Annotated in this window: 20 protein-coding genes; 6 read left to right on the top strand and 14 right to left on the bottom strand. The window is 31.2% G+C overall.

Annotated features, from left to right (window positions below; translation table 11 throughout):
* Window positions 1-143: 143 nt before the first annotated feature.
* The 8 genes from BMY33_RS01910 to BMY33_RS01875 all read right to left on the bottom strand — a co-directional run bounded on the left by BMY33_RS01910 (window position 144) and on the right by BMY33_RS01875 (window position 9,662).
* Window positions 144-1,295: a PA3715 family protein gene (locus BMY33_RS01910; protein WP_091404774.1), complete on the bottom strand. Its 1,152-nt coding sequence runs from the start codon at window positions 1,293-1,295 to the stop codon at window positions 144-146.
* Window positions 1,282-2,085 (bottom strand): hypothetical protein, encoded by an 804-nt coding sequence (locus tag BMY33_RS01905; RefSeq protein WP_091404772.1) that lies wholly within the window; start codon window positions 2,083-2,085, stop codon window positions 1,282-1,284. Before BMY33_RS01905 ends, BMY33_RS01910 begins: the two co-directional genes overlap by 14 nt.
* A gap of 35 nt (window positions 2,086-2,120) precedes the next feature.
* The gene (locus BMY33_RS01900) at window positions 2,121-2,453 is read right to left on the bottom strand and encodes a hypothetical protein (protein ID WP_091404770.1); all 333 of its coding nucleotides are present in this window, start codon (window positions 2,451-2,453) and stop codon (window positions 2,121-2,123) included.
* 279 nt (window positions 2,454-2,732) lie between these two features.
* The gene (locus BMY33_RS01895; RefSeq protein ID WP_091404767.1) at window positions 2,733-3,641 is read right to left on the bottom strand and encodes a hypothetical protein; all 909 of its coding nucleotides are present in this window, start codon (window positions 3,639-3,641) and stop codon (window positions 2,733-2,735) included.
* Between the two features lie 5 nt (window positions 3,642-3,646).
* Window positions 3,647-5,548: a hypothetical protein gene (locus BMY33_RS01890; RefSeq protein WP_091404765.1), complete on the bottom strand. Its 1,902-nt coding sequence runs from the start codon at window positions 5,546-5,548 to the stop codon at window positions 3,647-3,649.
* Window positions 5,549-5,551: 3 nt separating this feature from the next.
* On the bottom strand, window positions 5,552-6,250 hold the full coding sequence (gene tssD / locus BMY33_RS01885; RefSeq protein ID WP_091404761.1) for a type VI secretion system tube protein TssD: 699 nt from the start codon (window positions 6,248-6,250) through the stop codon (window positions 5,552-5,554).
* 189 nt (window positions 6,251-6,439) lie between these two features.
* Entirely contained in the window at window positions 6,440-6,868 is a 429-nt protein-coding gene (locus BMY33_RS01880; RefSeq protein WP_091404757.1) for a hypothetical protein, read from the bottom strand.
* Window positions 6,869-7,049: 181 nt separating this feature from the next.
* Complete coding sequence (locus BMY33_RS01875) at window positions 7,050-9,662, bottom strand: S8 family peptidase (RefSeq protein WP_091404754.1); 2,613 nt, start codon at window positions 9,660-9,662, stop codon at window positions 7,050-7,052.
* A gap of 328 nt (window positions 9,663-9,990) precedes the next feature.
* Between BMY33_RS01875 and BMY33_RS01870 the strand changes: the two genes are divergently transcribed.
* Together BMY33_RS01870 and BMY33_RS01865 are read left to right on the top strand one after the other, a co-directional pair.
* Window positions 9,991-10,416 carry a hypothetical protein gene (locus tag BMY33_RS01870; RefSeq protein ID WP_091404752.1) on the top strand — a complete coding sequence of 142 codons (426 nt, stop codon included), beginning with the start codon at window positions 9,991-9,993 and terminating at the stop codon, window positions 10,414-10,416.
* A 131-nt stretch (window positions 10,417-10,547) separates the two neighbouring features.
* The gene (locus BMY33_RS01865) at window positions 10,548-11,159 is read left to right on the top strand and encodes a hypothetical protein (RefSeq protein WP_091404749.1); all 612 of its coding nucleotides are present in this window, start codon (window positions 10,548-10,550) and stop codon (window positions 11,157-11,159) included.
* A 7-nt stretch (window positions 11,160-11,166) separates the two neighbouring features.
* Here BMY33_RS01865 and BMY33_RS01860 read toward each other — a convergent pair whose 3' ends face one another.
* On the bottom strand, window positions 11,167-11,568 hold the full coding sequence (locus BMY33_RS01860; protein WP_091404748.1) for a hypothetical protein: 402 nt from the start codon (window positions 11,566-11,568) through the stop codon (window positions 11,167-11,169).
* A 71-nt stretch (window positions 11,569-11,639) separates the two neighbouring features.
* Entirely contained in the window at window positions 11,640-12,053 is a 414-nt protein-coding gene (locus BMY33_RS01855; RefSeq protein WP_091404745.1) for a DUF3052 domain-containing protein, read from the bottom strand.
* Between the two features lie 199 nt (window positions 12,054-12,252).
* Between BMY33_RS01855 and gcvT the strand changes: the two genes are divergently transcribed.
* The 3 genes from gcvT to BMY33_RS01840 all read left to right on the top strand — a co-directional run bounded on the left by gcvT (window position 12,253) and on the right by BMY33_RS01840 (window position 14,719).
* Window positions 12,253-13,335, top strand: a complete 1,083-nt coding sequence (gcvT, locus tag BMY33_RS01850; RefSeq protein ID WP_091404742.1) for a glycine cleavage system aminomethyltransferase GcvT — start codon at window positions 12,253-12,255, stop codon at window positions 13,333-13,335.
* 93 nt (window positions 13,336-13,428) lie between these two features.
* On the top strand, window positions 13,429-14,244 hold the full coding sequence (locus tag BMY33_RS01845; protein ID WP_091404739.1) for a sugar nucleotide-binding protein: 816 nt from the start codon (window positions 13,429-13,431) through the stop codon (window positions 14,242-14,244).
* A 64-nt stretch (window positions 14,245-14,308) separates the two neighbouring features.
* Entirely contained in the window at window positions 14,309-14,719 is a 411-nt protein-coding gene (locus BMY33_RS01840; protein ID WP_091404737.1) for a thiol-disulfide oxidoreductase DCC family protein, read from the top strand.
* A 554-nt stretch (window positions 14,720-15,273) separates the two neighbouring features.
* On the opposite strand, the gene BMY33_RS23320 is transcribed toward BMY33_RS01840, so the two are convergent.
* A complete protein-coding gene (locus tag BMY33_RS23320) occupies window positions 15,274-15,450 on the bottom strand; it encodes a hypothetical protein (RefSeq protein WP_170836975.1) in 177 nt (58 codons plus the stop codon).
* A 396-nt stretch (window positions 15,451-15,846) separates the two neighbouring features.
* Here BMY33_RS23320 and BMY33_RS01835 point away from each other — a divergent pair, with 396 nt between their 5' ends.
* Window positions 15,847-17,715, top strand: a complete 1,869-nt coding sequence (locus BMY33_RS01835; RefSeq protein WP_091404735.1) for a mucoidy inhibitor MuiA family protein — start codon at window positions 15,847-15,849, stop codon at window positions 17,713-17,715.
* Between the two features lie 62 nt (window positions 17,716-17,777).
* Here the strand turns inward: BMY33_RS01835 and BMY33_RS01830 are convergent, their stop codons facing one another.
* From BMY33_RS01830 to BMY33_RS01820, 3 genes are all read right to left on the bottom strand, one after another.
* Window positions 17,778-18,173 (bottom strand): hypothetical protein, encoded by a 396-nt coding sequence (locus BMY33_RS01830; protein WP_091404732.1) that lies wholly within the window; start codon window positions 18,171-18,173, stop codon window positions 17,778-17,780.
* Between the two features lie 114 nt (window positions 18,174-18,287).
* Window positions 18,288-19,739 carry a pyridoxal phosphate-dependent decarboxylase family protein gene (locus tag BMY33_RS01825; protein WP_091404731.1) on the bottom strand — a complete coding sequence of 484 codons (1,452 nt, stop codon included), beginning with the start codon at window positions 19,737-19,739 and terminating at the stop codon, window positions 18,288-18,290.
* A gap of 106 nt (window positions 19,740-19,845) precedes the next feature.
* A complete protein-coding gene (locus BMY33_RS01820; protein ID WP_091404728.1) occupies window positions 19,846-21,171 on the bottom strand; it encodes a dicarboxylate/amino acid:cation symporter in 1,326 nt (441 codons plus the stop codon).
* Window positions 21,172-21,274: the final 103 nt, after the last annotated feature.

Below are 21,274 nucleotides of genomic sequence, written 5' to 3'. Positions count from 1 at the left end.
GAGTGTTGTTAGTTTGTACCTATCAAAATAACCACTGATTTAGATCAAAATCAACCCTGAAAACCACTGTTTAATGAGGGAAGATTTCTTCTAATTACAAAAATTTAACTGTATTTATTGGAATAACAGTAAGTCGACAAAGATTATTCCTTATTTACCAAACGAAGATATTTCTGATCAGCGCATTCTCCAAATACAGTAAACGGATTCATCGCATTTCCGTAATTCTGTATTACAATTTCATCATCATCGTAACTGCCTTGTACTTCTTTTTTAGGATCATCACTAAGTAATCCTTGGAAAGTAATATATCCATCTTTTATGACAAATATTCCCGTATGTTCTCGTTTACTGGTTTTTAGATAATATTGATTTCCTTCTAGCTTGATTTCTAATCCACAAGAAGATTCTGTTTCTAATGTGTATACTTTTTGATACAACCGATAACTTCCGTAATATCGTAGCAATTGTTTTGATTTTTGAGTTATCTCTTTTTCATCACAATCATCTTCTCCTTTCTCAAAAGTTTCCATGGTCGTAGTTTCCACATTCACTTTAATATCATAAAACCCATTGTTTTGATTATGGTCCATAATCAGGACCTTACCTACACTCGTAAATTCTCCTGTACATCGCATATCCCATTCGCCCCAGTAAGAGTTTATTTCGAAAGCGTCTAATACGCGTACCAACGCATTCTCTTCCTGAATAAAGAGAGAAATGGTAGTTGAATTATAAGGATTCGGTTTAGATGCTCCTATATAAAAAAGTGTAATTCCAAAAGCTCGCTTTCCATCGGTAACATTATAATTGGCTGTGTCAATGGATATCTCATCGATACGAATAGCATCAGAATACCAACTTTCCTTTTCATAAAACTGTTGCTTAATCTCTGCTGTTTCCGAATCTACCACCAAAATATAACTGTTTAATGTAAAAACGTCCCAATCGTACTCTTGACTAGCTACTGTAGGAATCACTACTACGGTACTAGTCTCATCATAAGGCATTACTTTTTGCACCACAAACTGCTCATACACTTGTTTGGGTTGTACTCCTAATTGATCTAGAATTTTAGTAATAAACGGTGTTGGTTGGAAAATATCTTCGGATTGATCAGATATCTCATTGGATTCAGCAGGTTCTTCAATACTTTCTACAGCATCTTCTACCTTTTCTGGAATGCTTTCTACTGCGTTTTCTACCTTGGTAGTTATTTTATTTTCTTGTGTTGTATGACAGGAAATTAATAGAATAAGTATTATAGAAATAAAGAAAAATCTATTTTTCAACATTGAATCTTGTTTTAATATTATTAGATATATTATCTGAAATCATTAAAAAATTATAGTCTACATAACCGTTTGGAATTATTGACTTATATGCACCAGTCATTCCATTATAGTGAAATCTTATTATTTCTATTTGATTATTCTTAAAAACAAATTCATAATTATTTAAATCTTTTAATTCAAATGGTCTACGTTGTTCTAAGTGACTTTCAATAATATCAAATTCTTCTTGATCCTCATCCTTAGTTAAATCTAAATCATCCAAAATATCTTGAAAATATTTAGTGTAATCATCATTGAAAGATTTCAAAATGGTGTCGGGGTTTACAAATACAACATCATAATTAAGAAGCTTATTTTTTTGAAGATCTAATGTCAAATACTTAAAAAATTGATCATAACTACTAAACTGATTGTAACTATATTTAATTGTAACAATACCTTTGTTTTCACTCTGTATTTTGTATCCTTCAGGAGAATATACGCACTCGTTAATCTGATCTTTTTTAAAACAATCTGAAAAAAGTTTTTTCTTTATTTCTAATCGTTTTTGAGGATCATTAGATTTTAATTCACCATTCACTGAAACGTTTTGGACTTCTTTTTGAAGTTTATTGATTACTTCACTACTTTCATTATCAATTTTCAATTCTTCAAAAACTGCATAAGATTGATTTATAAGTAAAGAGTCTTCAAGAATAATTATTTTGGTCTTTGAATTTTCTGTTTTATTTGTTTGTGAATTACAAGAGACAAAAAACGTAATTGATATTATATAAATTAAATATTTCATATTTAGCATTTAGAAAAACTAGGATTTAAGTACACCTAATTCTTATCAATACTTGCGCACCCTTCGTACATTTTACCATTTATGGTTATGAAAGTTTCATACACCAAATAATTATCTGATAGTCCTAAAGAGCAAGATTTATCTGATTCTAACTTATAATCAACTCTTCGAATTAAACCAAATGCTTTATTATCTAATGATTTGAACATTAAATTGAAGCCTGACTGTTTATCATAATAGAATTCACATTCAAAACTTTCTTCTCTTAAAGAATCAATTTTTTTAAATAAAAGCTTAGATGAATTTATTTTAAATTGCCAATATGGCTCATCTCCTTCACCAATAAAATATAAGTTACTAGAATCCAAAATTTTAACTAATTCCTCTGGTTTTAATTGATCTCTTTGTGAAAGAGAGTCTTTATGAACAAAAACTATGAAATCTTCCTTAAAAACTTTTAGTTCATTTTGATCATTATATTCACCTAAAAAAATTACTTCTTCTTAATATTTCTCTTGACAACTAAGTATTGATGGAGAGATAATAATAAACAAAATCGTTACAATAACAAATAAAAAATTACTGCTTTGCTTTATCATTAGCTTTAAAATTACAACTATTTACAAAAGACCTAATTTCCATATTGTTTACTCAGAAACAATGCCTTTGAATGTTAATAAATCTTTTTTTAATGTGAATTCAACTTGTTCTGAAGAATTACTACTGTCTAAAGTAACATAATAAATAATTATACTATTAAGGACAGAATTATTATCATCTACTTTTGTTTCAAAGTATGTATAATGATCTGTTACATTCAACGTTTCATCTTCTTGACTACTTATAAATCTTTTTTCATCTGAGAAATAATGTTTAAAAAAGGAACGATAAAGTATTCCTGATTTTAACCAACTATTATCATAATCTAAAATATTTGAAATCTTATATGTGGTAAAAAAATCTCCTCCATCGTTGGAATAGAATTCATAGTTTTTAGAAAAATACTGATCCTTATTTTTATTTATCTCAAAATATGAACCCTTTTCTGAATAAAAAGGTTCATATTCAAAAATCACTTGTGATGAATCTATGTATTTTTTTAATATTAGAGTCTCTTTATCTTTTTCTTCTGTATTTTGGAAACCATCAGGTCTAAAAAAGTTGTAATCAAAATTGATATCTAATAAATCAACACTCGATTTATCTTGGAAATATGTACCACAATTACCTGTTGGTTTTACTGTTTGTAAGTTTTTAGCACTAATAGTTTTAACTTTCGTAAAAACCTCTATCAATTTATCTTTTTCATTCTCTGTTAATACTCCAGACAAGGTCGAATCTTGAATTGCTTTAATGATTACAGAAAGTGATGATTTTTTATGTTTTTGTACAACAAATTGATTGAAAATTTTGTTTTCTCTCTTTTCTAAAATTAAAGTATCTAAACAGCCTTTTTTGATTACTGAACTTAATGGAACATCTTGTACCTTTTCCTTCTTAACTGAACTACAAGTTATTATAGAGCAAAGTGTTAAAAAAACAACAAATAATCTCATGTTTTTTAATTTAAAGTTATTCCTAATGAAGAAGATTCAATTATTGTGTAATACCAACGCTCTTGATTAGTTGAGTCAATGTATTTAGTAATATCGTACATAAAATGAAAAAATTCCTGTACTCCAGGTATAACTTGACATCCTGTTGACCAACCACTTACATTATCATCAATTTCCTTACCACCAAAATTATCAATAGTTGTTACCGCTTTGCTGTCTAAGTCATTAGCTACCATCTTAACGGTATTTTGAAATCTATTCTTCAAATCTTCTGGTAATACTGTATTAGTATCCCATACCGCAAATGCATTGGTAATCTCATTCAAATCCGTTGTAGCTTTATTAACTTTTTCATTATATGTATTTGTGTCATTAGTTTTTTGTACAGTAGTTCTATTCAGTTTGGTTATAGTACCACCGCCAGGTTGTCCATCAACATTATCAAAGTTCTTTTCTTCATGAAATTGTAATTTAACAATACTTTCAAAAACTTCTTCCTTTTTCAATTCCTTTAAAACATCAGCAATCGCGGTATCATCATAACTGCTTTCTAAGGTACCATCATTTGATTGCTCATGGTGATACATAAGTAATTTAACAGCATCATTTTTATTACTTGCATATTTTGCGCCTACATAAGCCTGATAAGAACTTAATTTAATGTTTTTTTCAACATTCTCTCCATCTTTGATTTGTATTTTTTTATCAGTATCAGTAGAACCTAAAACACCAGATAAAGTGAAATCTTTGGTATAATTCTCAAGGTTTTTGTAACAGCTAATACTTTTAGGCGTATTTCCTGCTCCCCAATCTGACAAAATCTTGTAAATTTTCACAACGGTCAAATAAGCTTCTCTATCATCTCCATAATAAGTATCTACATTATTTCTATTATACGCTACCCCGTAAGAATCAACTGCTGTAGGAATACCAACTGGTTTTCTATTACTAATAAGCTTAAAATGTATATCCAAACCTTTATCATTGCTTTCTAACTTATTATCATCACTTTGAGGTTTCTTTCGATAAACGTTTTTACTCCTAAAAGCAGGAATAATTACTTTCGATGAAACAAATTTATGTAGACCTAGAAACATGTTTGTTGTTTGTGGTAACATTTTACCATTCTTTTTATTAATTTTCCAAGGCTCTGTCGTTGCTATATATTGTTTAATTTTTTTAACCCCTCCATCTTTCCATGCTAAAATCATACTATCATTAAAACCTACATCTTCGGTAGTCGACGTTACCATTTCCCTTCTTATTGATACTAAGTTCATTAGTCCGTCTTCTTCTAACCATAAACCATTTCTAGCTAACATTACATTTTTGAGAAAATCATACAATTCTGTTTCGCTTGCTGTTTGTAAATTTACCATTGCAAAACTCTGACCATCATATTCCATTGCGGTGTTGTCCTCTTCTTTTAATAAATCCTCATAGGTTGTTTCCAAAATATCAGAAGAAAAATCTGTTTTTGCTTTACCATCTACATCATTTAAAATATTATCAATATTATCTGCGGGAGCATCGGCATAGGTAGTTTCGATAGCATATTTAGCCTGTTCATAAATAATCGCTTCGGTAGCTTCATCTGGAATAATTAATATATCATCATCTGCTGGAATTCCTTTCAAATCCGTCGGCCTAGTATATGTGAAATTATCATTCTTATCTGATAATAAATGCATAAAATGTACAATACCATTCCAGTTAAAATTCTCGAACAAAAATTTTCGAACGTCTGTTGTTTTATGAACTTCGGACTTTTCATCTTCACCAGCTCCTAAAGTAAAAGTTATGTCTTCTCCTTCTCTAGTTACATCCCAAGGAAAAGGTTCAACAACAGTTGGGAATTCTATTGTTAAAAATTTATCCTGAAAATTATCAAAAGTTGCTCTTCCCATAATCTAATCTTCTTGTTTTATTGCCTTTAACTTCACTCTAGTTTGATCTCCTGTAATACTCACATTTCTGATTACATCATTTTCCAATCTGTTTCCCTGATACTCATAATCCAAAGATTTATCATCTAAATTAATTGTAATACTTTCTCCAACAGCATCTTGCGTTTCAATCACCAAATAAATTTCATCATCAACTTCGATCTCATCTTTTTCTAATACTTCTCCTTCCTTATCTTCAAAATGATATCCTAAAAACTCCGGTTCTTTCTCCTCCCGCTCTGTAATCGGTGTAGCATTCGTAAAAGGGTTGCTTGGATTCCAGTTTTTTTCAAAAATCTGACCCCGCACTCTCTGGATACCTGGCGACAATACTAATTCCATTTTTAACGGACTATTACCTTCTGCATTAAATTTTTCCTCTAAATGAACACAATGGCAATTCGCAAATTCGAAATCAAATAGTTTACTAAATCCATCCCGTTTAAAAAAACGAACATATCCGTTATACGTGGTATGCGTAGAAAACATCCAATCGTAAAACAATTCATCATTCTTAGTGGATTCTATTAAAACATTGATTTTACCATCCTGAATCGTAGTTTTAGGACGACCATTGCTATCCATCAGTTGCTGATATAAAAATGTACTGTCAATTACATTTCGTTCTTCGTCATTAATAAATAGTTTTGCCTGAAAGGCCATAAGCGTTTGAATTTGGTATTTGGAAAGCTGAAAATATCAAAAATATATGTAACAACGGTTACCATCACGAATTATTTCGATATAGGTATATTTTCCCGTGATAAACTGTTAATTTAAATATAGGTAATCTATTATGTAAGAAATCAAATGACTATAAAATCCTTTATAGTATATCGAACGAAAGAATATTTATTTAGAAACAGGAGATTTGGTTAAGCTTTTAGCCCAAGTAATTGCATCACCTAAAGATTCGAAACTACGAAACCTACTTTTTATGAAGAGCTTTTCTATCAACGCATTAAGTATTCCTTTTTTAGTATAACTTATAATTGCATATCCACGCATTTTATAATCGCTTCTATAAAACTTAATCCAATCACTCGGTTTTACCGCATAAGAATGTACACGATTAGTAATATAGACTACGTTACCTCCATCATGATCATACAAATTGGTTAAGTCTTCTACCAAAAGTTTTGCGTGATCAGCCCAAGTAACTACAGTATCTTCTTTAAACTCACCAACCACAAATCCATCAAATAAATAAAAATTTCCGAAAGGATAATTTAATTCGTGTATAGCCTGATTATAAAATATAGAGTCTTTAAGGTATTGCATAGGAAACAAATGTATTATTTTTCCAAATCTAAACTACTTGTAATTCACTTAATTTTCCCTTTTAAATCGGTAAATAGCAAAAAGGTGTCGACGAATGAATTGCAGACCATTAGCACTTACAGAAAAAACCGCTCTAAGGAAAAGAGCGGTTTTAATTAATCTTGGAGTATTCATGCGATAATTAATTCTTAAGCAGCTTCATCGTTTTAGTTTCTCCACTAGCAGCAGTGATCTTCACAAAATATAATCCTTTGTACCCTTTTAACTCTACATTAAAATGGTCTGCTTCTTTTTGATGATCTGCGTAAATAACATCACCAGCCATATTTCGGATAACAATCCCTACATCTGTATAGCTATCATTAAGCTGTATCGTAACTTCCCCTTGGGTTGGATTAGGATACGCATTAAAATCTATAGTCTTGATTTCTTCAGGTTGTACAGCATCCTCGCGGTCATTTCCTTTTCCTCCGAAATTACCTATGGTAAACTGTTCTCCACCCATTGGTTGGAATTTCTCATCTGTCTGTAGAATATTATAATTTAGATATGTCCCTTCTTTTAATTCCACTTCTGGTTTAACCAATAATTGTAAACTAAAAGTTTCATAAGGTTCTGCTTTGACTTCATAAATTCGAGCCTTAGGTTCATAAACTCTATAGACATTTCTATCAACCCGCTCAATTCCTTCCATCTTAGCGTTTGCTATAATTTCATTTAACTTCTCATCAGGGATTATATAAAAAGCTCCTATCTTTTCAAATGGTATGCCAGTTTTATTTTCTGTTACATCCAATGATAAATTAATAGCTCTAACTCGTTTGTCCACATTTCTTATGAATACATAAGGTGCGGTATTGTTAAATGCATTGATATCATATACACTTACATTTTTCCAAGCAATGTTATTATTGTTTCTAGTATTGTTCCATACAGAAGTTCCTTCTGTCCCGATTGGATCTGTAGCAGACTCTATTCTTGCTAATAAACAGAAGTGATGTACATCATTTATAAAATCTGCTGGATTTGGTGGATACCAAGGAATTTTTACTATAATCTCATTATCTGGAGATGTAGGTATTGGTACATCACCAATAAAATCTCCGTGTAATACACTACTCCCACTTACCATCTGATAATAATTATCCCAATGTATTGGCCAAGATAATCCTGTAGAAGCTTTGCTAAAATATAATTTTAAAACTCCATCATCAATATTAGAGCAATCCTTTCTATTAATTCTCACATATACCCAATTAGGACTCAATAATTTGTATTCTGGATTTTCGTGAGTTAACACTCCATCATCATCGTTACGTACCCAAATGTCCGGACTAAGATACATGGTACCCGAAGATGGTTCTGTTCCATCATCTAATGTAGTATCTCTAATATAAATATCCGAAGTATTAGCGGCCAATACAGCTTGATGTGCGTTTAATCTACCATATCCTAATTCCTGAGAATGTCCTAGCTCCGCTGGATTCCAGATATAATCATATCCTCCTACTTTATCAGCTGTACATTTTAGTATATCTTCAATCTCCTGATTACTTAATGTCGGATCTACTGATAGCATCAACGCTGCTACTCCTGATACTGCTGGTGCAGCAAACGAAGTTCCATCACTATCAGCATAGACATTTCCATTTTGTGTACTACGGATCCCTACACCAGGCGCTGCAAGATCCAAGTTAGGACCAAATTGCGAGAAACCTGCTTTAACATCCGCATTTGTTGTTGCTGCTACTGAGAATGCATTCACATTTGACGCCGGATACGAAATAGCTCCCGCTCCAGAATTACCTGCAGCACACACTATAAATACTCCCGCATTATATGCATCTTGTAGTGCTGTATCTATAGCTGGCGAACTCCCAACAGTTAAACTAAGTTGGATGATATCTGCTCCATTATCCATTGCATATATAATAGCATCGTCCAAAATAGAAGCATTAGGAGCAAAATCTCCAACTCCTTCTAACATCAATCTAGACCCTACAGCGTTGTTACCGCCAGCAATGCCAGACATCCCAGTGTTATTATTCGTTTTAGCTCCAACGATTCCTGCTACATGCGTACCATGCCAAAAAGGCCCTCTAGAATCATTGTCTGCATTATTAAAATCCCAACCTTTCCAATCATCAACAAACCCATTACCATCATCATCAATTCCATTTCCTGTTGTTGGATCATTAGGGTTAGACCACGCATCTTCTCCTGGATTAAGATATACATTCTGATATCCATCTGTCCCAAGACCTAAATCTTCATGTGTCCAATCCGTTCCGCTATCAAGAATTGCTACAATTACTGAACTATTTCCAGTACTAATATCCCAAGCATCCTCTGCATCAATATCCGCATCACTAGCTTGTTCTAGCCCCCATTGTATTCCGAATTGTGGATCATTGGGCGTTAAGATATAGGTTCCCATAGTATTTGTAAAAATCTGTTGGGCATCTACTTCTTTACTCATTTTTTCATAAGAATCAAGTATCTTACTTCTACTGTTGATTTTAAAATCATAGAAGCCTAACCTGTTACTTCTCATAAATTTCATTCCATAAGTATTTTCTAACCTTTGAATTTCCTTAGCCGAAGGTGCTTTTTTAAACTGAATAGTAATTTCATCACTAAGTATGAATTTCTGTCCTGATTGTTCATCAACCAATTTCCAACCATCTTTTTCTTCCGAAAATTGTTGTTGATTGATTGTTTTTGTCTTTTGTGACCACGATAAAGTAGTCATCAGTACCATAAGGCACCACAGAATTGTTGTTTTGCATTTCATATGTAATATATTTTTAAGTTGATAGTATAAACTTACACCACTACCTGTAGGAGATCAACAGGTATTACACTCTTTAAAAACGGGGATTTATCCCTTATTGATTATGGTTATCCAATAATTATGAAATCTTATCATAAAAACATGAGCTACATCAAAACACAATAATTTAATTATCAGTATATTACGCTTAAAACTACAAAGCATATCCAAATAAGCACCCTGAAAACAGGGTGTTTTTTTCACTGAAAAGAGTGTTTGGTAAAGGAATCAATCGACATATCTTTGTAGTGGTAATAGAAACCAATTAATTAACACTTATATAAAAATCATGAAAAAAATCATTTTAAATTTCGCATTAATTATTGCTGTTATTTTTGCAACTTCTTGTAAAAACGAAACTAAATCTGACGCTTCTGAAAGTGCAGATAAAACTGAGGAAGTTGAAAAAATTGAAAAATCAGAAGAAGAAAGTAGCACCGAAACTACATCATCCGATGGTGTACCAAATTTTAGTGATGAGAAAGTACAAGAGTATGTAAATTCTTATGAAGCTTATATTGAAGAATATAAGAAAGTAGTAGAGAGTAAGGATATGACTGCTTTTGCTTCTTTAGGTCAAAAAGGACAAGAACTAGGTACAAAAGCACAAGAAGTTATGGGGAACCTTTCTGGTGATGACGTAAAAAAATTAAATGAATATATGACAGCAAAGTCAACTGAATTACAAGAGTTGTCTAAAAAGCTAATGCAGTAATCATTTAAAAGTATTAAGTTAAGTTTAGTTACCTTAATTGATGAGGGTTATTTTGCAAATCCTGTTCTATCTATGGACAGGATTTGCTATTTACTAATTAATCTATCGATATGTTATTAATCAAAAAGTTTATGTCAGTTTTCGAAGAGCAAGCTAAAACTATTGGCTTATCTTTAATAAAAACTGATGATAAAATACTGATAGCAGAAAATCATGAAAAATATCTAAAACTAAAGACTTCTCTCGAAGAACTTGGTGGTTCTGGTAAATTGGCAATAGCTGAATTACTAGTTATAAAAGGAAATATAAAAAAAGCACTACAAGAGAATCCATCGTTAATAAAAGAAGATGGCTTAGTAGAAAAGAAAATTGGAAGCTTTTCTCTATTTACTAAAAATGAATTACCAGATCAGGATGTAAAAATAGTTCATTTTCAAAGTCTTGATACGAAGATTTTCAAATCTGATGAATACATTATTATCAAACAAAAAGGAAATCATGATCTTATACGAAAAAATCCTATGTTTATAGAATTCCTAAGGGGTAAAATAACAATTGATCAACTGTTTGATTTTATTGCTTCATTAAATATTCCGAATGGCCTATATATTCAAGAACCCATTGGCTTTGGAGATCCTAAAAAACTAAAGAAATGGAAAAAAATAGGAACTATGGTTTCCGTCTTCAGTTTTATATGTTTCATAATCGTTATAATATTAAAATATCTAATGCTTTCTAAATAGAAATAGCTTAAGGAAGCTTCTGATATTTCTGCGCACACCCTTCGATACAGGGAAAATATAGAAATAGTCTTCCTTCTTTGATTTCGAAACTAATATTCGTAGAATTACCACAATCCACAGTTATAACATTCTCATCAATGGAGTAACTTTCTGTGCTATCTCCTTCTCCACCAATGGTTATTAAACATAAAGTTCCATTAGACACCTGAAGTACCCCGGCAGGGAGAAATTCTAATTCTAAATCACTATTTACTGGCTGGAATGTCCCGCTTCCATCTCCAGGATCAACCAGTTGTTCTATTAATTGCCATTTTCCTAATAAATCAGGATCAGCAATCGCATCATCATCATTACTACAAGAGAATGTACATAAAAGAGGAATCAAAATAAGAGGTATAAACTTTTTCATGATAGTGTCTGTTTATTAGGTAGATGTGATATATAGGTTTAGGTTGCTTTTCATTAAAAAATAATTTATAATTAATTTCTATCCGAAACTCTATAAACAAATTTTAAGCCGCTCCAATCATCATCTATGGCGGCTACCTTAATGTCTACTAACCCACTCTGTAATATATGTATCCGTATCAAATCTCTTTTAAGATCAGTGGGTATTTTAGAACTACCTTTTGGCCAACTCACCCATAACATCCCCGTTTTCTTTAAAGCATCCTTATATCTAGGAATGACTTTCTGTAGTTCTTCAGTTGTTTTACAAAACACATGAATAAAGTCTACCTCATCCTTCCTTATGTTTTTGAGTACTTTTATTGACTCTGGAAGATCTGAAAACAAATCCCAATAATGATCTGGTTGATTGTAAAGTAGTATGGTAGCTCCTTCTTTTATACCAAGTTTTTTAGCTAGTGGAGTTCCCGAATATCCTGCTGGCATATTGTATAAATTAAGTAATGATACTTTATAAAGTTATTAAAAAACAAAGAGAATTCCATCTAATATTATTATATCCATAATTATAAGCTTTCTGGTTAGGAAAAAGTTAACAATTTATCATACAAAAGCATTGTTTACCAACGCAAAGTTTTTTACTTTCGGCGTCAGTTTGATTCTTAATTCTACAAATCAATTCATTATGAAAAACACTGCATTAACAGAAACTCATATTGCTTTAGGTGCTAAAATAGTTCCGTTTGCTGGATATAATATGCCTGTATCCTATGAAGGAGTAAATATTGAACACGAAACTGTTCGTAATGACGTGGGAGTTTTTGATGTATCGCATATGGGTGAGTTTCTAATTACAGGACCTAATGCCTTAGATCTAATCCAAAAAGTAACTTCTAATGATGCTTCTAAATTAGTAGATGGAAAAGCGCAATATAGTTGTTTACCAAACGATAAGGGTGGTATTGTAGATGATCTAATTGTTTACAAATTAGCGGATGAAAAATATTTGTTAGTTGTAAATGCTTCTAATATTCAAAAAGATTGGGAGTGGATTCAAAGTCACAATACCATGAACGCTGAGATGCGCGATCTATCCGAAGATTATTCTTTACTAGCAATTCAAGGTCCTAAAGCCGCTAAGTCAATGCAATCTCTGACTTCTATTGATCTTGAAGCAATGAAATTCTATACTTTTGAAGTTTCGGACTTTGCCGGGATTGAACATGTGATAATTTCCGCCACAGGATATACTGGTAGTGGTGGTTTTGAGATTTACTGTAAGAATTCTGAGGTACAGCAAATTTGGAGTAAAGTATTAGAAGCAGGTGCTGATTTCGGAATTAAACCAATTGGTCTTGCTGCACGAGATACATTACGATTAGAGATGGGATATTGTCTTTACGGCAATGATATCAATGATACAACATCTCCGATCGAAGCTGGATTAGGCTGGATTACTAAATTTAGTAAAGATTTTGTCAATGCGGAAGCTTTGGCAAAAGAAAAAGAGCGTGGTATAGAAAGAAAACTAGTAGGGTTTGAACTAGATGAAAGAGGAATTCCAAGACAGGATTATGATATAGTAGATGGTAATGGAAATAAGATAGGAGTAGTTACTTCTGGTACGATGTCTCCTTCTTTAGGTAAAGGAATAGGATTAGGATATGTCCCAAAAGTTCTTTCATCTCCTGGTAGTAAGATTCATATCCAGGTTCGAAAAAAGGCAATTTCGGCAACAGTAATTAAATTACCCTTTTATAAAGGATAATTATTTTATAACAATAATAAAACGTAAGTTAAGTTTCAAAGATTACAAAATATAGTAATCTTTGAAACTTAACTTTTTTAGCATATCATAATATTGAAAAAAATTCTAATCATAGGAGCCAGTGGTTTTATAGGAAACGCTCTTTATAAAGAGCTTAATTCTTATTTTGATACGTATGGAACGTATCACACGGATAATCCCTTTTATGAAAAGAATCAAAAATTCTTTCAATATGATATGGAGTTAGAAGATATCTCTATACTATTGAGCAGTCTTAAACCTGCAATCATTGTTTCTGCTGTTAGAGGAAACTTTAATTCACAAGTAGATGCGCATCAAAGGATTATTGAATGGATAAAAAAAAACAAATCAAAATTAATATTTCTATCCAGTGCTAATGTGTTTGACACATTTAGTAATTATCCATCCTATGAATATGATAAAACATTAAGTGAAAGTGTATTTGGTAGATTTAAAATAAAAATTGAAAATGCATTAATGCGACTACCAACCCATAAATATGTAATCGCAAGAATACCAATGATTTTTGGTGCCAGTACACCGCGTATACAAGAACTTAAGACGTTGTATGATCTTAAAGCTTCTATAGAAGTTTTCCCTAATGTAATTATAAACGCTACTTCAATCTCTAAACTTACTCAACAACTGCATTACATTATTAATAGAAGTAAGAAAGGTGTTTTTCACTTAGGAAGTACTGACCTTATCTATCACCTAGATCTTATAAAAGAGATTTGTGATATGCTTCAGTTAGAAGATCCAATCTTCAAGCAAGTTTTTGACTCTAATAATGATCGTTATTTAGCTGTACTTCCTAAAGATAATATGCTACCAAAAAACCTACAAACTACTACCAAAGAAGTCATTGACTCTATTATTTTAAAATAAGTCAGATTCTTAATGAAATTATAATCCATATTAAGAATTCATATTTCGTGCTTATCTTTGTACTATGAATTTTGAAGGGAAAAAGATTATATTATTTGATGGTGTATGTAATCTGTGTAATGGTGCTGTTAACTTTATTATCAAACGAGATAAGGATGATGTTTTTAGATATGCCTCATTACAGAGTGAAATAGGTAAGAAATTAGCTTTAGAAATTGGCGTAGACTCATCAAAACTAGATACTATTTTACTTATCGAGCCATCTGTGGCATACTATCATAAATCAACAGCCGCTCTACAAATTGCAAAGCGGCTGTCTGGCGGTTATCCGTTACTTTCTGTTTTTCTTATTTTTCCGAAGATCCTAAGAGATTGGTTTTATGATATTATTGCTAAAAACAGATATAAATGGTTTGGTAAAAGAGATAATTGTGTCATTCCAACTCCAGAACTTAAAGCTCTATTTATTGATTAAATCGGTTAAAATATAATTTCAAAAAAATCAAAGTATTTCTTGATTTTCAGTTTTTTTTAATTCACTCTTTTCTTTATCCAGTTCATTCATATTGTCAATATGCACAAATCCTAAACAGAATATTGTAAAACATATAAGAACTACCGGTAATAACAATTGCTTCATATCTATTTTATTTTGGGATTAAAATAACTTGGGAGCAAAAAAAGACCATCCTTTAATTACGGTTTAAAAGTAACTATGTTTACGCCCTGCCACCCATACTCTTTTAGAATTCGTAGCGATTTAATTAGAATTCGTTAAGCAACTCAATATGCTAGCCAAAAAACATCTTTTTTACAGCCAAATAATTATTGTTTTAGCAGAAAATTTCTCCCTGCAAAATATTAGTATACTAGGACCTAATAGAATAAAAAAACTGCCTTACTATAAATAGATAAGACAGTTCATTGGTGGTTATCCGTTACTTTTTTTGTTTTCCTTTTTTATTCCTCCAATTCTGAAGTAATAGTTCCCTCTTGTTTATTAGTTTGTAACGTATCCTTTCCTTCTCTTCATTTAACATCAAACTCTTCCATCGTAGTCTCTACGTCGGAATTATCCTCAATTTGATGTTTTTCTCTTAGTTGATTATATTCTTTATCAAGCTTATTTACATTATCAATATGCACAATGCTTAGGCATATCACTGCAAATGAGATCAAAGCTACTGGTAGAAAAAGCCGTTTCATAATGAGTCTTTTTAAGTTTATTAATATGTGTGGTTCAAAAGTATACTTATCTATCACACAAATTAAGGGGACTTTAGCTAAAAATCATATAGGGGTTTTCCCCCTTTTTTAATAATTAATACCCGTAATCAACAAAACAAAACATTAAATACCAGATAATTATACCAATAATTCAATATCAAAAAATACAGTATTAATATAAGATCATAAAAAAAGAGCTATAAATAGCTCTTTTAATTTTAGTGAAATTTTATATCTCTTTTTGTTTTATAGATAATAAATAAAACTAAAAACATAGAAGGATTTACTCGATCAAATGTACACTTTACTCAATACCTCTTTATTCTTATGTACTACAATTATATTTTCGTTTAAAATCTAAAACAACATACAACTATGAGAACCCTTACTTTACTTCTAGTATTACTACCTACTATCATTTTTGGTAATAATGAGAAAAGAATATCATCTACCATAAAAGAAGTCACCGTTTATCTATCGGGTGCAAGAATACAAAGAACTGCTATAACAGATCTAGTTCCAGGAGTAAACGAAATCATATTTTATGATCTTTCTAATAAAATAGATGAAAACAGCATCCAAATTTCAGGGTTAAAAAACGCCTCTATTTTATCAATAAATTATGGAATTAACTATCTAGAAAAGAAAAAAAACTCTGAAGAATTGGATTCTTTAGAAAATCAACTAGAATTACTCTTATTGCAAAAAAATAAATTAGAAAATGTACTCTCCGGACTTAATCATGAAATGAAAGTGTTGGAGAATAATCAACGTATCGGAAGTGATCAAACGGACCTTTCATTAGATAAAGTAAAACAAATCTCTACTTATTATAGAAAAAGATCAGTCGCTATACAAAATGAAACATACGTCATCAATCAGAAAAAAAATAAACTACAAGATGATATTAGTAAAATAATAAATCAAATTGATAAACTCAGTGATCATACACAAGAAGAAAGAGGAGAGATCAAAATAAAAATAGACGTTCCATCTGTTACAAATCTTGAGTTGAAATTAAATTATAACGTAACAGATGCTGGATGGTTTCCTTTATATGATATCAAATCAAAAAGTACAGATGCTCCGTTAAAAATAACTTATAAAGCCAACGTTTATCAAAAAACAGGAACAGATTGGAATAAAACAAAAGTTATCTTATCTACTGGAGACCCAACCACTAATAACATAAAACCAGACCTCACAACAAGATACTTAAACTTCGGTTATGGCAGTTATAAAAGAAGAGGTGGGATAAATAGATATTCTTCTACCTATAATCCAAATATAAAAACTGTTAGCGGAATTGTTACGGATCATAAAGGACTACCGCTACCTGGTGTTAATGTAATAGAAAAAGGAACAAGTAATGGTACATCTACAGATTTTGATGGTAGATATACTATTAATATTCAACAAGGAAAACAATTAACATTTTCATACGTTGGTTTTGCTACAGAAAAAATAAAGATTGGAAGTTCTATAATAAATATAAATTTAGAAGAAGATGACCACGCATTAGAAGAAGTTGTTATCACTGGATACAGCAGTTCATCAGGGTATAGGAAAGCTTCCCATAACAAACCTAAAAGAAAAAAAGAATCTTATAATCTTACTGTCGATTCTAAACAAGAGGGAATCACCACTACTCGATTTGTAATTAAAAAGGAATATACTATCAAATCTAATACAGATATCACAACACTAGAGATTGATAATTTTGATATGGATGCAACTTATAGTTATTATGTAGCTCCAGAATTAAATGAGAATGTATTTTTAACCGCCAAATTAGGTGACTGGGAACAATTTGACCTATTAGAAGGAGAAGCTAATATATATTTTGAAGGTAGTTATGCTGGAAAAACGAATATTGATCCACACGCTACTAAGGATAGTTTAATGATCTCACTGGGAACTGATCCAAACATTATTGTAAAAAGAAAGCCTTTAAAGAAATTTAAAAGAAAATCCTTTTATGGAAATAATAGAGTTATAGATCTTGGGTACTCTATACACTTAAAAAATAACAAACAAAACTCAATTCATTTGATTCTAGAAGATCGAATTCCTATATCTCAGAATAAAGAAATTAAAGTAGATAATATTAAAACAAATGATGCTGATTTCGACACGAAAACAGGAATCATGAAATGGAAATTAACTATCAAATCCAAAGCACAGTTAGAAAAACAATTTTCTTATGAACTAAAATATCCAAAAAACAAAAGGGTTAATCTCTAACCCTTTTGTTTCATAAAAATCATGACTTTAACAAATGAATCATAAAAGTCAATATTTTTTAATTATCGCTCAAAACGAAACGTAAAGCCATCATCAAATGTTTCTTCAACTGTAAAAGCTCCATTTGCTAAATTCAAGCTCCCTACGTTTACTTCATTTACAATCAGAAGATCAGCATCAGCTGGTGCAGAAACACTATAAGTATATGTTCCAGAATCTAATAGTACGTTAAAAGATGCATCAGTAATTGTATTATTAATAGTTACCATTCCTGTAGTCTCGTTAAAATCCCATACAATAGCACCTTTTTCTATATCTTCATCCACTCCTGTGACTCCTCCAGAAACATTAACCAGATTCCAAGCTCCTGCAATTGTAGATTCCTGGGCGTTATTATCATCATCACTACTACAACCTAATAGAACAATCGAAAGTAATACAATACAAAAATGTTTCATCTTTTTATTTTTTTAGTTTTTAATAAATATGAAAAAACTAAAATCCCGCGCTGCTTTCAATTAGTTTATTCAATTAAAAGATGATAATCCTATGGATTGGTTGCGTCTTAGAGATTATATGTTATTATGTATAGCATTCGCAATCCTTTCTATTTCGTCTAGTAATGACTCGAAATCTTGTTCTTCCGTCAAAGGATTCATAATGGAAGTCCTAAGATAGCGGTCCTCTCCTATCATTGTTTGTACTATATAGAACTTTCCTGATAAGACTAATTCTTCTCTTATTCTAGAATTTAAAGAATTTAGATCGTTTTCAGAGATATTCTTATATCTGAAATTCACAATATTCGCTTCGGGAGGAATTAACAATTCAAACCCTTCCCTATTTTCAATCATTCTAGAAAAGGTTTTTCCTAAATCATATAATCGATCGATATTCCTTTCAAAAACTTCTTCTCCATACATTTTAATATTAGAATATACTTTAAGAGACATCATTAATTTTGTACATTCAAAAGTTCTTTTACCGGAATTATACCATTCTCTAGATTGTTGAGAATCCCATAAATACTGAGCCTTCTGTTCAAAAGTTTTATATGACTCTTCACTTTTCCTAAAAATCAACGCTGTGTTTAATGATGGTGTCAGTAACATTTTATGGAAATCGATTACTACAGAATCTGCCTTTTCAATTCCCTTTGCTAAATGCTTATATTTTTCTGAAAATACAACTCCTCCACCATGTGCACCATCTATGTGAAACCATAAATTATTGGCTGAAGCAAAAGATGCTAATTCATTTAAATCATCATAAGAACCTGTAGATGTAGAAGAAGCACATCCTACAAGTGCTATAACTGTTAATCCTTTATTTTTTGCATTTTCTAAATACTCTTTTAATAATGAGGTATTTATTTTATAATATTCATCGGCTGGAACCTTTATAATTCCTTCTGATCCAAAACCTAATATTCTTGCTGCTCGATCAATACAATAATGAGCTTCTTCAGAAACTAATACTGCTAATTTTTGATCATGACCATTTTCCCATACAGAACCTGGTGATTTCGCCTTTCGAGCAGCTAATAAAGCTGTAAGATTTGCTAGTGTACCTCCAGAAGTTAGAAAACCAGAAGCATTAGCTTCATATCCAATTTTTTTAGCAACAAAATCAGTAACAATTTTTTCTAATGCATTAGAAGCCATTCCCATTTCATATACTCCAGTACCATTACTTAACATATCTACCATTAATCCAGAGAGGCTACTTATTACAGAAGGCACTGCTACCTGATGTCCCATATACCTAGGATGATGCACATGAATAGATCTATCAAGAATCTTTTGATAAAAATCAATAATACTATTATTAGAAGATATATCATCCTTCCAATATGCCAATTCTTTTTCCGGATCTTGAAATTTAAGAACAGGCTGCTCTCTATTTGATTGCACCTGACTTAGATGGTCCGCAAGCATATCAACCAATTGATGACCTATTTCTCTAAAATCTGATGGTTTATATATCTTTTGTAGCGATTCGTCTAAGAATATTTTTTCATTCATAGTACCTTAATTACTCAATTTTCAATAAAGGTAAAACTACCAATTATATTAATTGGAAAAAGTATTCAATTTTAGAAAAAGTATAACAAATAGATTTTAAGTTTTCTTATTCTCCCTGATAATGGTCATCCCAATCTTTTACTTTTGGATCACCTAGTTTTCCAACCGATTTTGCCACAATCATAGAGACAGTAGCATCTCCTGTAACATTAATAGTCGTTCTCAACATATCTAATGGACGATCTACCGCAAAAATTAATGCTAACCCAATAGGAAGCTTATCAGAAGGAAAACCAATAGCCTCTAATACGATTACTAACATTACCATACCAGCTCCAGGAACTGCTGCCGAGCCAATAGAAGCTAATAATGCAGTTAATACAATAGTGATCTGATTACTAAATGTAAGCCCTTCTGGCCATAATACTTGCATAATAAATACAGAAGCTACTGCTTGATATAAACTCGTACCATCCATATTAATAGTAGCACCAACTGGTAGTACAAAACTAGAAACTTCTTTGTCAACACCAATATGTTCTTCCACTCTTTCCATAGTTACCGGCAATGTTGCCGCACTAGAACTTGTAGAAAACGCCAATAATTGCGCTGGACTAATCTGTTTTAAGAACCAAAAAGGAGATTTTTTAGTAATTACAGAAACCAAAATACTATAGAAGACAATCATTAGTGCTAATCCAAATACTACAACACCTGCATATCTTAATAAAGCTAACAATATATCGGGATCATCCGAAGTAACTACTACATTGGCTAATAATGCAAATACCGCATAAGGAGCAGTAAGCATAATTAAATCAACCATCTTTAAAACTACCTCATTTAAACTATCAAAAAACTTCTTTAAAGGATCTGACTGCTCTTCTTTGATAAGTAACATACTTATCCCTAAGAAAATTGCAAAAAATATTACCTGTAGCATCAGTTTATTATTACTCATCGCAGCAACAGCATTCTGTGGTACCATATCTATAACAAATTGCAAAGGACCACTTTCTTTTTGTCTTCCTGCTTCTGCTATACGTTCAGAGATTTTAGAACTGTTCGCATATTCTGCAGTAAGTTTTTCTATAGTTTCTGGAGTAATTCCATCTCCAGGCTTCATCACATTTACTAATAATAAACCAATTGTAATTGCAATAACTGTAGTAAGAACATAAATTATAATCGTTCTTCCTCCTATCTTTTTAAACTTAGAAATATCCTTTAAATCCGAAATACCTTTAATTAAAGAGGCGAGAATTAGCGGAACTGCAATTAACTTTAATAAGTTAACGAAGATTGTACCAATTGGAGCTATCCAATTCCCTGTAAATCCTTTCCCCCAGGAAAACTGCGTCATTAAAAACCCGAATAATATTCCAGCGATCATTCCGATCATTATTTGCCAATGCAGTGCTAGTTTCTTCATGTGAATATTTTAATTTTTTGAATACAAAAAGTCGAAGATATAAATTAAAAACAAAAAAACGGTAACCTTATTAAGATTACCGCAACATTAACTTTATATTTTA

This window comes from Aquimarina amphilecti (genome assembly GCF_900109375.1).
GTDB classification, from domain to species: Bacteria; Bacteroidota; Bacteroidia; order Flavobacteriales; family Flavobacteriaceae; genus Aquimarina; species Aquimarina amphilecti.
Note: the sequence above shows the minus strand (reverse complement) of the source record. Positions and strands in the feature narration are given on the sequence as shown.